Genomic DNA, 13,437 nt, shown 5'->3' on the forward strand with positions numbered 1-13,437 from the left:
ATCCTCCCTTAATTGCATAACGGAAAGCGAGTAAGACGATCGGGCAGCGCCCTCGGCGTTACTTCGGCATGGCCAGATGCTCGGCGATCGGTCCGAGAGCGACCGACGGGAAGAACGTGAGCGCGCCGATGACGAGAATGATCACGACGAGAATGCCCGAGAACAGCGCCGTGTTGGTGCGCAGCGTGCCGGTCGTGACCGGAATGACGCGCTTGACGGCCAGCGAGCCGGCGATCGCGAGCATCGCGATGATCGAGACGTACCGGCCGAGCAGCATGACCACGCCGATGCCGATGTTGTAGAAGTCCGTATTGGAGGTCAAACCGCCAAATGCGGAGCCGTTGTTGGCCGCGCCCGACGCGAAGGCGTAGAGCACTTCCGTCAGGCCGTGCATGCCGCCGTTCGCGATCGACGATTGCGCGTTCGGACTGAGGAACGCGATCGCCGTCGGCACGAGGATGACGACCGGATGGATCAGCAGCGCGATGCACGCCAGCTTCACTTCCTTGCCCTCGACCTTCTTGCCGAGGAACTCCGGCGTCCGGCCGACCATCAGACCGCATATGAAGACCGACAGGATCAAGTACAATAACCCATTAAGCAGGCCGACGCCTTTGCCGCCGAACACGTTGTTCAGCATCATTTCCGCCAGCGCCGTGAAGCCGCCGAGCGGGGTCAAGGATTCGTGCATGTTGTTGACGCTGCCCGTCGTGGCCGCCGTCGTGACGGTCGTGAAGAGCGCCGATTCGGAGATGCCGAAGCGCACTTCCTTGCCTTCCATGTTGCCATGAACGCCCATCGCGTCCAGCGCGCCGACGCCTTTATATTCCGAGACGAATACGGTGACCAGCATGACGAGAAAAATAAAGCTCATCGCGCCGAATACCGCCCAGCCCTGCTTCTTGTTGCGGATCATCAGGCCGAACGCGTAGACGAGCGCCGTCGGCAGCAGCATCATGCACAGGATGTGAACGAGGTTCGCGAGCGCCGTCGGATTCTCGAACGGATGCGCCGCGTTCGTGCCCATCCAGCCGCCGCCGTTCGTGCCCAAGTGCTTGATCGATTCCAGCGAAGCGATAAGTCCCCGCGTGATCGTCTGTTCGCCGCCCTCGAGCGTGGTGGCGTGCACCGCGCCGAGCAGTGTCTGCGGCACGCCCTGGAACACCAGGAACAGCGCGACGATGAAGCTGAGCGGCAGGAACACCCGCGTGATCGTGCGGGTCATGTCGACGTAGAAGTTGCCGAGATTATCCTGCCGGCCGATCAGGCCGCGGATGAACGCGACCGCGATCGCGAAGCCGGTCGCCGCCGACGTGAACATCGGGAACGTGATCGCAATCAGCTGCGACAGGTAGGACAATCCGTTCTCCCCGCTGTAGGACTGCCAGTTCGTGTTCGTGATGAACGACGCGGCCGTATTAAACGCTTGCCCGGCGGGCATGTTGCCGATGCCGTCGGGATTCAGCGGCAGGTAGCTCTGCAGCCGCAGGATCAGATAGATCAGCAGCAGCATGACGAAGTTGGACAGGAGCACGGCGCCCACGTACGCGCGCCAGCCCATCGATTCGCCTTCCCGGACGCCCATGATCCGGTAAAGCAGCCGCTCGACGGGCCCGAACACCCGGTCCAGCCCCGTTCTCTCCTGCGAGAAGACTTTGACAAGATAAGCGCCGGCCGGCTTCACCAAGAGCATGATGATGACCAGCGTGACGGCGACTTGAACGAATCCCATAGCCATAGCGATATTTCCTCCTCAATTAATGAAGCAGCGATCCAAGGTTTAAAACTTCTCCGGCTTCACCAAGACGAAACCGAGATAGACGATCAGGGCAATGGCGATAATCCCCATGACGACCATGGCTGAACCTCCTTCGCGTAATGTGGGCCGCGCCCCGCGCCGGCCGCTTCCGCCGAACCGCTGATGCGCCCGGGCGCCGCCGGATCAGGCGCGTCCGCAAAAGGCCCGGAATCCCCAAAAGAGCCCGAAAACGACCGCAGCCAAGAGCACCATCGTAATATCGTTAACCATCCGCATACCCTCCTCCGCTGCTTTTCCTCCGTTTACAGATACTTTCTTTCAATTAAAACTTTTTATGCTACTCCAACAGAGAACCGAGGGCTCCCGCCTGGACGTGCACGATATGGTCGGCGCCGAGCCCCTTGTAGATCAGCCGCCCGTGCGTGCGTCCCGTGACGACGTACACCGGCTGGTCCGTCCACTTGCGGATCATGCGCAAATACCTGCAGCACAGCGACAGGCTGCTCTCGAACAGGAACGCCTTCCCGACGGGTCGTTCCGGCCGCTCCCACGTGTCCGGATCGATCGTGTTCACCAGCAGAATCGACTCTACGCCGAGCTTGGCGAGCTGCTGCCGTTCGGCGACGCTGTTCGTGACGGCCGTAAATGGCAGTCCCTTCATGAGCAGCTGCTTGATGAACTGCTCGCCGGCCTTGGTCATGGCCGACACGACGATCGCCTGCGCCGTCTGGTGCGCGGCCGTCTGCTGCGCGGTTGCTTCCCTGTCCTTCACGTCTTCATCCCTGCTCCCTTCATTCGCACACCGTCATCTTAACGCCGTTTCCCATAAATTCGGGGTAAAGAGTGCGGCGCCGCGCGTAAAAAAAGTATAAAAATGACGGCAGTCGCCCTGAATGTCTCCTAAAAAATGACATACGCCTGCGCATGCTCGAAGCAGTACGCGTGGTCGTGCAAGCGGACGAACAGCGGCTCGTCCGGCGCGTTCGCGCGGCCCGCGGCCAGCTCGCGCAGCGCGGTCTCCGCCGCGAGCGACCGGACGTCGCCCCAGACGTCGTGCTTCAGGCTCGCCTCCAGCAGCCCTTCGCCGACCGTGTGGTGCTTGAACCCTTGGAACGCGCACGCCCAGCGGATAAAATCCCCCTTGAGCGCGCACTCGCGAAAGACGCCGATCCCAAGCTCGCCCGTCGTCGAGCCGAGCATGAGGATCCCGCAACAATCCTTGATCGTGGAATCCGGCAGCAGCACCTGCGCCGACTCCCGGTCGAACCGGAAGCATTCGATTCGTTCGATCGTCACCTTGTCCATTCGTTCCCGCCTGTGCGTGGCATCCGTCTGCACCGCTTGCATGTTCGTCACTCCTATAAATTGGGATAAAAAAAGAAGCCGGGAGAAGAGATGTCTCTGCTCCCGGCTTCCAAGGCAGCGCAAAGAAAAGCAACGCTTCGCGCGCGTTCGGCCTGGTCGTCTCTCTTGTCCGCTTGCGAGGTTAGCTGCCGGATTCGGGCCAGAGTAAGCCCTACGCGCAGGCGGCGCCTGCATGCGATTCACCCCGTGAAGCCGGTCCTGGCGACAGGCGGCTTCGGTGGTTCCCCCGCTCCCATGAAGGGATTCAGCGTTCGGATAAGTTGTGGATGCTTCTAATCGTAGTCCCGGCAGGGAAAATTGTAAAAAGCCGCAGCGCGCGCCATGGCGCGCGCTGCGGCGAATTCGCGCGATGAAAACGCGCTCAAATCGTTCGATTGCGGACGAACCCGCCAATTGCTCCGGAAAGCTTCCGTTTTCCACGCAGGCAGCAGACGGCGGCAGGCGGCGGCGGACGGCGGCGGCAAGATGCCGGACGCAACGTGCCGGCGGGATGCGCAATACCGGCTATGCGAATTGAAATTCAGGCCTTCATGGAGTAAAGTGAGGACATGGATTTCGTTTCCAATTCCAAGAAGACGGAGTCCCTGTCCCGCACTCGACCGTCCGTCCCTTGTCATGCATAATCCGATGAATCACGAGGAGGAAATCACGATGACCACCAATACGGCGCAAGCGCTGTTCGAATCTTTCCGGTCTCCGAAGCTGTCGCTCGACAACCGGATCGTCATGGCCCCGATGACCCGCGGCTTCTCGCCGGGCGGCGTCCCGGGCGGCGACGTGGCCGCCTATTACCGGCGGCGCGCGGAGAACGGCGTCGGCCTGATCGTCACGGAAGGCACGCTGATCAACCATCCCGCTGCGGGCGCCAGCACGAAATGGCCGCATTTCTACGGCGAAGATGCCTTGAACGGCTGGGACGGCGTCGTCCGCGCGGTCCACGAGGCCGGCGGCAAAATCATGCCGCAGCTCTGGCATGTCGGCATGGCTCGCAAAGAGGGCACGGGCACGCACCCCGAGGCGCCGTCCGTCGGCCCATCCGGGCTGAACCTCGCCGGCGAACGGGTCGGCGAGCCGCTGACCGAGCGCGAGATCGCCGATCTGATCGCGGCGTACGCGCAGGCGGCCGCCGACGCGAAGCGGCTCGGCTTCGACGGCATCGAGCTGCACGGCGCCCACGGCTACCTGATCGACCAATTCTTCTGGGCCGTCACGAACGTCCGGACGGACGCGTACGGCGGCGACCTGGTGAAGCGGACCCGCTTCGCCGCCGAGATCATCGCCGCATGCCGGCGCGCCGTCGGCCCCGACTTCCCGATTATGCTGCGGTTCTCCCAGTGGAAGGCCGACGCGTACGACGCGCAGCTCACGACGACGCCGGATGAGCTGGCCCGCTTCCTGGCGCCGCTCGTCGACGCCGGCGCCGATCTGTTCCACTGCTCGACCCGCCGGTTCTGGGAGCCGGCGTTCGACGACGGAAGCGGCCTGAACCTCGCCGGCTGGACGAAGAAGCTGACGGGCAAGCCGACCGTCACCGTCGGCTCCATCGGGCTCGACCTGGAGTTCACCCGCTTCTTCAAGGAGCGCAAAGGCGCCGGCACGGCCGGCATCGAAGAGCTGCTCGAGCGGCTCGCGCGCGGCGAATTCGATCTCGTCGCCGCCGGGCGCGCGCTCCTGAACGACCCAGAGTGGGCCGTCAAGATCCGCGAAGGACGCGGCGACGAGCTGCGCGCGTTCGAGCTGGAAGCGACGCAGCGCTTGTACTAATCCGAATCGCGCGCTGCGCAATGCGCAGCGCAAATAAGGCTGTTCCCGCCCGGGCGGGAACAGCCTTATTGCGCGTTGGTCCGCGCTCGGCCCGGCAAGCGGCCGCGCGCCTCGCGAGCGGCGGCGCCTCCGGCCTAGCTTACTGCCGCGCGAACTTCTCCAGCATCTCGCCCGCCGTGGACGCGATGTGCTCGAACGCCGCGTCAAGCTCCTTCACGCTCTCCGCGTGATGCCCCATGTCGCGCTTGATCCGGTCGATGTCCGCGCTGATCGCCCTCAGCCGTTCCTGCATCGCGCCGAGCTGCTCGCGGATGTTCTGGGAGGCGTCGCGGCTCTGGGCCGCCATCCGCCGGATCTCCCCGGCCACGACCGAGAAGCCTCTGCCGTATTCGCCGGCGTGCGCGGCCTCGATCGAGGCGTTCAGTCCGAGCAGGTTGGACGTGTCCGCCAGCTCCTGCACGACGCCGATGATGGATTGGATGCCGTCGATGTCGCGGTTCAGCGCCTCCGACTTGTCCGCCAGCGCGCCCATCTCGCCGCTGATGGCCCCGAACGCCGAGGCGATGCCGTTCGACGTCGCCGTCATCTCCTGCACGGACGCCGCCAAGCTTTCCGAGGCGCCGCGGATCGTGTCCAGCCTGGCGTTCAGCACGGCGGACGTCAGCACGCCGACGACTTCGCCCGAGAGCCGCAGCGGCACCGCCGTGCCGACGTAGGGCACGCCGAACCGCTCCGGCCCGCGCTCCTCGCGGAACGTGCGGCCCTGCTCGAAGGCTTGCTCCGAGATCGTGCCCGCCAGCGCCGAACGGGGCGTGCCGACCGGAACCTCCATGTCGATGCCGGAGGAGCAACTGGCCCGCACCCCCGCCTCGTCGATCAGAATCAGCGCCGCTTCTTCCGGAAACAGGCTCAGCATCGTGTCCATCATCGCGGCGATCGCTTGCAGATAAGTTTCTTTGTCCTGGGTCATGCTCTTGTCCAGCTCCCTTGTATGTCGCGCTCGGCAGAATGGTATTCCCTCCTTATATCGGCAACAGAACGGCCAATGATGTAGGGCTCGCCGCAAATCGGGGCGCCGGGCGCCAAAAAAAGGAGCGCCCGCAGGCGCTCCTCCCCCCGAATCGGGCCGTCTAGCGCGAAATCGCCGCATGCGAATCGCTTACTTCCACAGCTCCATCCGTTTGTTGTAATTGTCGGTGTAGATCTTCTCAAGCTTCTCGACACCGGCGGAGTCGAGCTCCTTCAGCATCTTGTCGTACGTGGCGACGGCTTCCTGCTCCGACGCGGCCATGACCATGCGCGGGAAGTACTTCGACGTCGTCTCGTTCACCTTCTGCTGGATGATCGCCTCCGGCGTGCCGCCGCTCGGGCCGAGATTATCGAACGGCGCCGTGTCGAACGACGTGTCCGCCAGGTTCTTGATCGCGAGCGCGGATACGGGATCGGTCTGATAGCGGCCGATCAGGTCGTACGGCGTGCCGTCGGAGCCCGGGCCGTTCTTGATCGTCCACGTCCATTTGCGGATGCCCGTCTCCTTGGAGTAGCCGTCCCAGTCCTTCGCGAACCCTTCCAGCGTCTCCGGCCGCGGCACGTGCTTGCCGTCCTTCATGTCCCAGTCCTTGCCCTCGATGCCCCACATCATCAGGTACTGTCCTTCCTCGCTTGCCAGGAAATCGAGGAATTGGATCGCGCGCACCGGATCTTCGTTGCTCTTCGAGATGCCGATGCCGTCCCAGCCGAGGGAGCTCTTCGGCCCGTATGTCGCCTTCGACGGCTCGACGCCCGGGGCCAGCACCTTGTACGGATAGAACTGCGCTTCGTCCTTCTTCGTCTGGTCCTTGGCCGCTTCCTTCAGGATCGTGTTCGGCTTGCCGAGGTTCCAGAAGGCGTCGGCCGTCGCGAAATAGCTGCCGCTCGCCAGCTTCTGCTCGTACTGCTGCGTCTTGTTGGTCGCCCATTCCGGATCGATCAAGCCTTGCGTGTAGAGCGAATTCATGAATTTGATCATCTCGAGGTAGCGCGGGTCCTTGACGTCCGTCTTCAGCTCGACGCCGTCCTGGTAGTACGGCATGATGCCGAACATGCCCTTGAACGAGCCCGTGATCGCGCCCATGTTCTCGCCGTTGAAGGTGATCGGTACCGTCGGCTTGCCGTTCGTCGTCGGGTACTTCTCCTTGTACTTCTTCAGCAGATCGACGAACTCATCGGACGTGAACGGCTCGCCGTTGTTCGTCTTGTCGCCGACGCCGAGCTCCTTCATGACGTCCATCCGCATCATGAAGCCGAACACCGGATACTGCTCGAGGCCATACCAGTTGGCGAGGTAGTAGTTCTTGCCGTCCGCGCTGCGCGTCTTCTTCAGCATGTCGCCGTACATCTCCTTGATGTGCGGCCCGTACTGGTCGATCAGGTCGTTCAGCGGGACGAGCGCGCCCGCCGCGATGTATTTCTCGAGGATGTCGCCGCGGCCGATGTCGATGATGTCCGGCAAATCGTTGCTCGCGAGCATCAGGTTCAGCTTCTCGGACGGATTGCCCGTCGGCTGCTGGATCTCGAGCATGACGTTCGTCTTCTTCGTGATCTCCTTGGCCACCGGGTTGTCGAACGAGTCGCCGACGTTCGCGTCGAAGAAGGTGAACGTCATCGGCTTCGTATCGGCCGGCGCGTTCCCGTTCCCCGCCGCGTTCCCGCCTTCCGCGTTGCCGGCCGCGGGCGCGTTCCCGCCGTTCGCGCCTTCGTTCGCGGCCGGCTTGTCGTTGCCGCCGCAGCCGGCGAGCAGCGATGCCATCAGCACCGCGGCGACCGTGAACCGAAACTGTCCTTTTTTCCACATGCCTCTCTTGTCCCCCTATGCCGTATTGGCGAATGTTGCGTTTGGCAGCGATTTCATCATTCCGCCCGGACCGGCCGGTTCCGCTGCGGACCGAACCGCTGACGCCTAAATTTATTTTAGGCGTGCGCTTCGCCGCGTTTCCATACCACTTTGCATTCAAACGTGCCGGAAAACGACTTACATCCCCGCTTCACCGCGTCATCGGCATGCGGATGTGGACCGACGTCCCGATGCCGAGCCGGCTGTAGACGCGCACGCCGTAGCGCTCCCCGAAGGCGAGCTGGATCCGCTTGTGCACATTGTAGATCCCGTAGCCCGCCGACTGGTCCGGCTTGACGCGCATCCGCTCCATCACGTCCCGCGGGATGCCCATGCCGTCGTCGATGACCGCCAGCACGAGATCCCCCTCGTCCGCCGCCAGCCGGATGACGATGCCGATGCCCTTCTCCTCGTCCCACATGGCGTGGTTGATGCAGTTCTCGAGGAACGGCTGCAGGATCAGCTTCGGCGTCGTATAGTGCAGCAGCGACTCGTCGAGGACGAACCGGACGTCGAAGAGCCCCTCGAAGCGCACCTTCTGAATCGCGAGGTAATGCTCGGTCAGCCGGAGCTCCTGCTCGATCGGGATGCTCTTCTTCCCCTTGCTGAGCGAGATGCGGTAGAAGCGCGCCAGGTCGTCCGCCATCCGGTGGCTCCGCTCCGTGTCGCCCGCGACGGCGAGCGCCGAGATCGACGCGAGGGTGTTGTACAGGAAATGCGGCGAGATTTGAGCCTGCAGGCTGTCCATCTCCGCCTCCTTCTGGGCGATCTCCTTCTTGTACACGTCGTTGATCAGCTCCTGGACCGTGACCGCCATCTTCTTCAGCGCGAACGACAGCTGCCCGACCTCGTCCGTGCCCATCTTCCGCAGATCGACGTTGAAATGCCCGCGCTCCACCTTGCGGATCTGCTGCAGCAGCGACTCGAACCGCTTCGTCATGAGCTGGCTCGTGCCGTAGATCAGCACGACGGCGACGGCGAGGCAGGCGAGCGAGATGAGGAGCATCTTCCGCGAGGCCTCCGTCGCCTGGTCGATCAGCTCGTCGTAGGGGAGGACGACGAGCGTCCGCCAGTCGTTCGACAGCCGCCGCTGCACGAGGATGGACGGCACGCCGCCGATCGCCGCGTAGACCGGCTCCCCCGCGTTCAGCGCGTCCGCATCCGCGCCGCCGGGCAGGAGCTCCGCGATATTCCGGCGGGCCGGCTGCCGGACGCTCGATGTGATGATGTCGCCGTTCTCGTCCGCCACGTAGATCGTCTTGTTGTTGTTCTCCTTTTCGATCAGGGAATAGAGCTCCCAGTCGGAGATCTCCATCGTCAGGATGCCGTATGGGTAGTTCAGGCTGAGATAGTTCAGCGAACGCGCGAGCAGGATGACTTTGCCGTCCGCGGAGTCGTTCTGGTAGAAGCTCGTCAGCCGGCCCTCCGCCTGGAACGAACGGTCGCGGAGCAGCTGCGGCAGATCCTCCATATGCTTGATGAAGAAGCCGTCCGAATTCAACGATTCGTTGTCCGAATAGATCGTGATCGACTTCAGGTTCGGGTTCATCGCCATGATTTTGTACAGCGACTTGTTGATATAGTCGAACGCGTCGAGCACGTACACGTCGTTCGGCTTGTACTGGTTGACCAAATAATTGCGCAGCTCCGTATCCAGGTAGATCAGCGTAGAGATCTGCGCGTACAGGTCGAGCTTGTTCTCGATGTTGTTGTCGAGCTGCGCCAGCGTGCCGCCGACGTTGTCGACGGCCTGGCGGACGAGCTGGTCCTTGATCGCGTGGTACGCGTACGCGACCAGGAAGGAGACCGGCACGATCGTGACGAGGAGGAACACGAGAAACAGCTTGCTCCGGTACCGCCGGTTGACCACCAGCCTCGCGCCGCACGACCGCAGCAGGCTATAGAAACTTTTTGCGATACTCATTGGGCGTGACTCCCTGCGTTTTGTAGAAAAACGAACAGAAGTAGGACGTGTTGTCGTACCCGACCCGCCGGGCGACGTCGTGGATCTTGAGCGATTTGTCCCGCAGCAGCTCCAACGACTGGTTCAGCCGGACCCGCGTCAAATATTCGTGCACGGTGCAGCCCATCTTCTCCTTGAACAGCACGCGCAGATAGTTCGGGGATAGGAACACCCGGCCCGCCAGATCGTCGATCGTGAGCGACGCGCCGAACTCCTCCTCGATGATCCCGGCCACCTGCTGCACGAGCTGCAGATGCCGGTCCGGCTGCCGGCCCGCGAGCGCTTCGCCGATGGCGGCGGCGAGCGCCAGCAGCCGCTCCCGCAGTTCCGCGAGCGTCTCCGCGCGCTCCGCTGACCGCGCCCAGTCGTCGGGCTCGCCAGCCTCGGCGGCGACTGGCCCGCCGTACTTCGCCCGATCGGCGGCGATCGCACCGAGCAGCGCATGCGCGCCCGCCAGCACGCGCGCCTTGTTCGCGCGGAGGCGGACCATCAGGTCGAAGAAGCGGCCGATCGCCTCGGCCGCTGCCTCCCGGTCCGCCAAGTCGAGCTTGCCGGGCAGGATATCGCCGTCGCCGCCGCCGTCGCCGCGGCCGAGCTCGAGCCGCGCGGGCAGGCTCGCGAACAGCGTCACGCGGCCGGGCCCGTCGAAGAAGCGCTCCTCGGCCGCTGCCCGGGCCTGCGCCAGCAGCGTGCCGCCCTCGCGCAGCGACGCCGGCCCGGCGCTGACCCCGACGGTCGCCGTCCAGCCGAACGCCGCCCGGACCGCCTCCGCCGCCTCCGCCCAGAAGCCGCCGGCTTCCGCGTCCGCGCCGTCTTCGGCAGGCAGCGCGACGAGCCACTCGTGCCCGCCCAAACGAAGCGCGGTCCCGTCCGGCCGGCGCGCGTCCAGCAGCTCGCGGAGCAGGCTTCCCGTCCGGGGCACCTCCCGGGCCCGCTCCGGATCGGCCGCCAGCAGCGCCTCATAGCCGTCCACGCTGATTAAAGCGGTTACAAACTTCCGCTCGGCAAAGCCCGGATCCAGCGCGGTCAGCTCGAACCAGGCATGCTCCCGCGCGGGTTCGTCCGCGTCCGCGAACAGCCGCGCCATATGGCTCTCGGCCAGGACGTCCCGCGAGCGCCGGAGCAGCTTCGCCTTCTCGGCCTCGGCCTTCGCCTTGGCCATGACCGCGGCGAGCTCCACCCGGTCGATCGGCTTCAGCAGGTAGCCGACCGCGCCCGACTCCAGCGCGGACTTCACGTACGCGAACTCGTCGTGCCCGCTCAGAAACACGACCTTCGTCCATTCGCAATGCGCCTGGATCAGCGCGGCCAGCTGCAGGCCGTCCATGAACGGCATGCGCACGTCGGTCAGCACGACGTCCGGCCGCAGCGCCTGGATTTGCTCCCACGCCTTGCGGCCGTTCCGCGCTCCGCCCAGGACCCGGATGCCCATGGACGCCCAGTCGATATGGTTCATCATCAGATTCAGCTCGATGGCTTCGTCTTCCACTAGAAATACGGTCAGCATGCGCGAACCCCCGTTTCCTCGAAATGCGCTCTCATTATACTACTTGGCCCGATTCGCGAAGTAGGTCACAAAGACCGATTGCGGCATGTAAGGCGTTTTCCCGCACGATTCTTCACATTGTTGCATTGCGGGCCGAAATCGCGGACCCGTATAATTTGGCCAACATGACCGAAAGAGGTGCGCTCCATGGAAACGGCGGCTACAACGATTCGCGCCAACGAAAAACGGGCCAAAAAGCCCTTCCGGCAGCGGCTGCTGGAGCAGCGCTACCTGCTGCTGATGCTGCTTCCCGCGTTCATCTGGGCGGTGCTGTTCGCCTATTTGCCGATGGGCGGGCTGTACATGGCCTTCATCAATTACCAGCCGATGCTCGGCAGCTTCTGGACCAACCTGTTCCACGGCGAGTTCGTCGGCTTCCAGTGGTTCGATTATTTCTTCAGCAACGGCGACTTCCTGATCATCATGCGCAACACGCTGGCTTCTACGCTGCTCACGCTAATCGTATCCTTCCCCGTGCCGATCCTGATCGCGATCGCGGTGAACGAGATCAAGGGCGCCGTGTTCAAGAAAACGGTCCAGACCGTCTCGTACCTGCCGCACTTCATCTCCTGGGTCATCGCGGCGAACATCATCGTCACCGTGCTGTCGTCCGGGGGCATCGTGAACGACGTGCTCAAATGGCTGCACCTGACCCGCGACAGCATCCTGTTCCTGCAGGAGGGCAAGTATTTCTGGTGGATCGTCGCGATCGGCAACACGTGGAAGGAAATGGGCTACAATTCGATCATTTATTTGGCCGCGATCTCCTCGATCAACCTCGACCTGTACGAGGCCGCCAAGGTCGACGGAGCCGGGCGGTTCAAGCAGATCGTGTACGTCACGCTGCCGCATCTGAAGCCGACGATCGTCATCCTGCTCATCTTCTCGCTCGGAGGCGTGCTGAACGCGGGCTTCGACCAGCACTTCCTGCTCGGCAACGGGCTGAACCAGGACTATTCGGACGTGCTGTCGACCTACTCGTTCCGCTACGGCCTGCAAAATTCGATGTTCTCCTACGCGAGCGCCGTCGGGCTGTTCAATTCCGTCGTGGCGTTCATCATCATCGTCATCGTCAATTTCGCCTCGAAGAAAATCAACAACCAATCGCTATTCTAAGGAGGGAGCCGCATCATGCCCGGAAAAAGCACGCTGGCGGATAAATCGTTCGACGTCCTGATGTACGCGTTCCTGTTCCTCGTCTTCGCCGTCACCTTCTATCCGTTCTGGAACATCCTGGTCGTCTCGCTGAACGACGCCACGGATGCCGTGCGCGGCGGACTCTACCTCTGGCCGCGGGAGTTCACGCTCGAGAGCTACCGCTCGATCCTGCGCAACTCGGAGCTGATCGGCTCGGTCAAGGTCACCGTCCTGCGGACCGTCGTCGGCACGCCGCTGTCCGTGCTCGCCATCGCCCTGATGGCGTACGCCCTCAGCAAGCGCGAGCTGATCGCGTGGCGGTTCTTCACGCTGTTCTTCATCTTCACGATGTACTTCGGCGGCGGCCTCATCCCGACGTACATGATCATCAAGTCGCTGCAGCTGATCGATTCGTTCTGGGTGTTCGTCTTCCCGGGGCTGATCGGCGTCTTCCTCATGATCCTCGTGCGGACGTACATCGAGCAGCTGCCGCCCGAGCTCGAGGAATCGGCCAAAATCGACGGGGCGAACGACCTGCAGATCTTCGCGAGCGTCGTCCTGCCGCTCTGCGTGCCGGTGCTCGCGACCATCGCGCTGTTCATCGGCATCGGCCACTGGAACTCGTGGTACGACTCGTACATCTACACGTACAAGCCGGAGCTGAAGACGTTGCAGGCCGTGCTCGTGAAAATCCTGAACCAGTACCAGACGGGCGCCATGGTATCCGAGGCGGAGGCGCTGGCGAAATCGTCGAAGCGCATCCCGGTGTCCGGCGAAAGCATCCGCATGGCCGTCACGATGGTGTCAACGGTGCCGATCATGCTCGTCTATCCGTTCATTCAGCGGTTCTTCGTGAAGGGGATCATGATGGGCGCGATCAAGAGCTGAGGCGGCTGCGGGCGCGCCGGGGCGCCAGCAAGGGCGTGCCACGGCGCCTCGTGGCATGCGGCGGGCGCGCTGGGCCGCTGGCGGCTCGCGCCACGAGGCGCCGGGCCGCGGTGCCTCGTGGCGGGGCGCCCGCCGCGGCACGC

General features: G+C 63.5%; 11 protein-coding genes and 1 riboswitch. Of the genes, 3 read left to right on the forward strand and 8 right to left on the reverse strand.

Going from position 1 to position 13,437, the window contains the following annotated elements; translation table 11 throughout:
* Window positions 1–58 precede the first annotated feature (58 nt).
* The 4 genes from kdpA to ACFPB1_RS23625 all read right to left on the reverse strand — a co-directional run bounded on the left by kdpA (window position 59) and on the right by ACFPB1_RS23625 (window position 3,106).
* Window positions 59–1,732 carry a potassium-transporting ATPase subunit KdpA gene (gene kdpA, locus ACFPB1_RS23610; protein ID WP_379228610.1) on the reverse strand — a complete coding sequence of 558 codons (1,674 nt, stop codon included), beginning with the start codon at window positions 1,730–1,732 and terminating at the stop codon, window positions 59–61.
* Between the two features lie 48 nt (window positions 1,733–1,780).
* Window positions 1,781–1,858 carry a potassium-transporting ATPase subunit F gene (locus tag ACFPB1_RS23615; protein ID WP_090648601.1) on the reverse strand — a complete coding sequence of 26 codons (78 nt, stop codon included), beginning with the start codon at window positions 1,856–1,858 and terminating at the stop codon, window positions 1,781–1,783.
* 238 nt (window positions 1,859–2,096) lie between these two features.
* Entirely contained in the window at window positions 2,097–2,531 is a 435-nt protein-coding gene (locus ACFPB1_RS23620; protein WP_379228601.1) for a hypothetical protein, read from the reverse strand.
* A 128-nt stretch (window positions 2,532–2,659) separates the two neighbouring features.
* The gene (locus ACFPB1_RS23625) at window positions 2,660–3,106 is read right to left on the reverse strand and encodes a hypothetical protein (RefSeq protein ID WP_379228602.1); all 447 of its coding nucleotides are present in this window, start codon (window positions 3,104–3,106) and stop codon (window positions 2,660–2,662) included.
* 113 nt (window positions 3,107–3,219) lie between these two features.
* Window positions 3,220–3,384, reverse strand: a riboswitch (cyclic di-AMP (ydaO/yuaA leader).
* 391 nt (window positions 3,385–3,775) lie between these two features.
* Between ACFPB1_RS23625 and ACFPB1_RS23630 the strand changes: the two genes are divergently transcribed.
* Window positions 3,776–4,888, forward strand: coding sequence for an NADH:flavin oxidoreductase (locus tag ACFPB1_RS23630; RefSeq protein ID WP_379228603.1), 1,113 nt, complete (start codon window positions 3,776–3,778; stop codon window positions 4,886–4,888).
* 139 nt (window positions 4,889–5,027) lie between these two features.
* Here ACFPB1_RS23630 and ACFPB1_RS23635 read toward each other — a convergent pair whose 3' ends face one another.
* From ACFPB1_RS23635 to ACFPB1_RS23650, 4 genes are all read right to left on the reverse strand, one after another.
* A complete protein-coding gene (locus tag ACFPB1_RS23635; protein WP_379228604.1) occupies window positions 5,028–5,858 on the reverse strand; it encodes a methyl-accepting chemotaxis protein in 831 nt (276 codons plus the stop codon).
* Window positions 5,859–6,047: 189 nt separating this feature from the next.
* The gene (locus ACFPB1_RS23640) at window positions 6,048–7,721 is read right to left on the reverse strand and encodes an ABC transporter substrate-binding protein (protein WP_379228605.1); all 1,674 of its coding nucleotides are present in this window, start codon (window positions 7,719–7,721) and stop codon (window positions 6,048–6,050) included.
* Window positions 7,722–7,911: 190 nt separating this feature from the next.
* Window positions 7,912–9,684 (reverse strand): sensor histidine kinase, encoded by a 1,773-nt coding sequence (locus tag ACFPB1_RS23645; protein ID WP_379228606.1) that lies wholly within the window; start codon window positions 9,682–9,684, stop codon window positions 7,912–7,914.
* Window positions 9,659–11,230: a response regulator transcription factor gene (locus ACFPB1_RS23650; protein ID WP_379228607.1), complete on the reverse strand. Its 1,572-nt coding sequence runs from the start codon at window positions 11,228–11,230 to the stop codon at window positions 9,659–9,661. The genes ACFPB1_RS23645 and ACFPB1_RS23650 overlap by 26 nt, the downstream gene beginning before the upstream one ends.
* Before the next feature lie 186 nt (window positions 11,231–11,416).
* Here ACFPB1_RS23650 and ACFPB1_RS23655 point away from each other — a divergent pair, with 186 nt between their 5' ends.
* Window positions 11,417–12,385 (forward strand): ABC transporter permease, encoded by a 969-nt coding sequence (locus ACFPB1_RS23655; RefSeq protein ID WP_379228608.1) that lies wholly within the window; start codon window positions 11,417–11,419, stop codon window positions 12,383–12,385.
* A gap of 15 nt (window positions 12,386–12,400) precedes the next feature.
* Window positions 12,401–13,294, forward strand: coding sequence for a carbohydrate ABC transporter permease (locus tag ACFPB1_RS23660; RefSeq protein WP_379228609.1), 894 nt, complete (start codon window positions 12,401–12,403; stop codon window positions 13,292–13,294).
* Window positions 13,295–13,437 lie beyond the last annotated feature (143 nt).

Origin of the sequence: Paenibacillus sp. GCM10023250 (assembly GCF_042653205.1) — a bacterium.
In the GTDB taxonomy this organism is placed as follows: domain Bacteria; phylum Bacillota; class Bacilli; order Paenibacillales; family Paenibacillaceae; genus Paenibacillus_Z.

Excerpts from the sequence above, each read along its gene's own strand:
- ACFPB1_RS23655 (WP_379228608.1), top strand. The coding sequence starts at position 11,417 with ATGGAAACGGCGGCTACAACGATTCGCGCCAACGAAAAACGGGCCAAA.
- ACFPB1_RS23660 (WP_379228609.1), top strand. The coding sequence starts at position 12,401 with ATGCCCGGAAAAAGCACGCTGGCGGATAAATCGTTCGACGTCCTGATG.
- ACFPB1_RS23640 (WP_379228605.1), bottom strand. The coding sequence starts at position 7,721 with ATGTGGAAAAAAGGACAGTTTCGGTTCACGGTCGCCGCGGTGCTGATG.
- kdpA (WP_379228610.1), bottom strand. The coding sequence starts at position 1,732 with ATGGGATTCGTTCAAGTCGCCGTCACGCTGGTCATCATCATGCTCTTG.
- ACFPB1_RS23645 (WP_379228606.1), bottom strand. The coding sequence starts at position 9,684 with ATGAGTATCGCAAAAAGTTTCTATAGCCTGCTGCGGTCGTGCGGCGCG.
- ACFPB1_RS23630 (WP_379228603.1), top strand. The coding sequence starts at position 3,776 with ATGACCACCAATACGGCGCAAGCGCTGTTCGAATCTTTCCGGTCTCCG.
- ACFPB1_RS23635 (WP_379228604.1), bottom strand. The coding sequence starts at position 5,858 with ATGACCCAGGACAAAGAAACTTATCTGCAAGCGATCGCCGCGATGATG.
- ACFPB1_RS23650 (WP_379228607.1), bottom strand. The coding sequence starts at position 11,230 with ATGCTGACCGTATTTCTAGTGGAAGACGAAGCCATCGAGCTGAATCTG.
- ACFPB1_RS23625 (WP_379228602.1), bottom strand. The coding sequence starts at position 3,106 with ATGCAAGCGGTGCAGACGGATGCCACGCACAGGCGGGAACGAATGGAC.
- ACFPB1_RS23615 (WP_090648601.1), bottom strand. The coding sequence starts at position 1,858 with ATGGTCGTCATGGGGATTATCGCCATTGCCCTGATCGTCTATCTCGGT.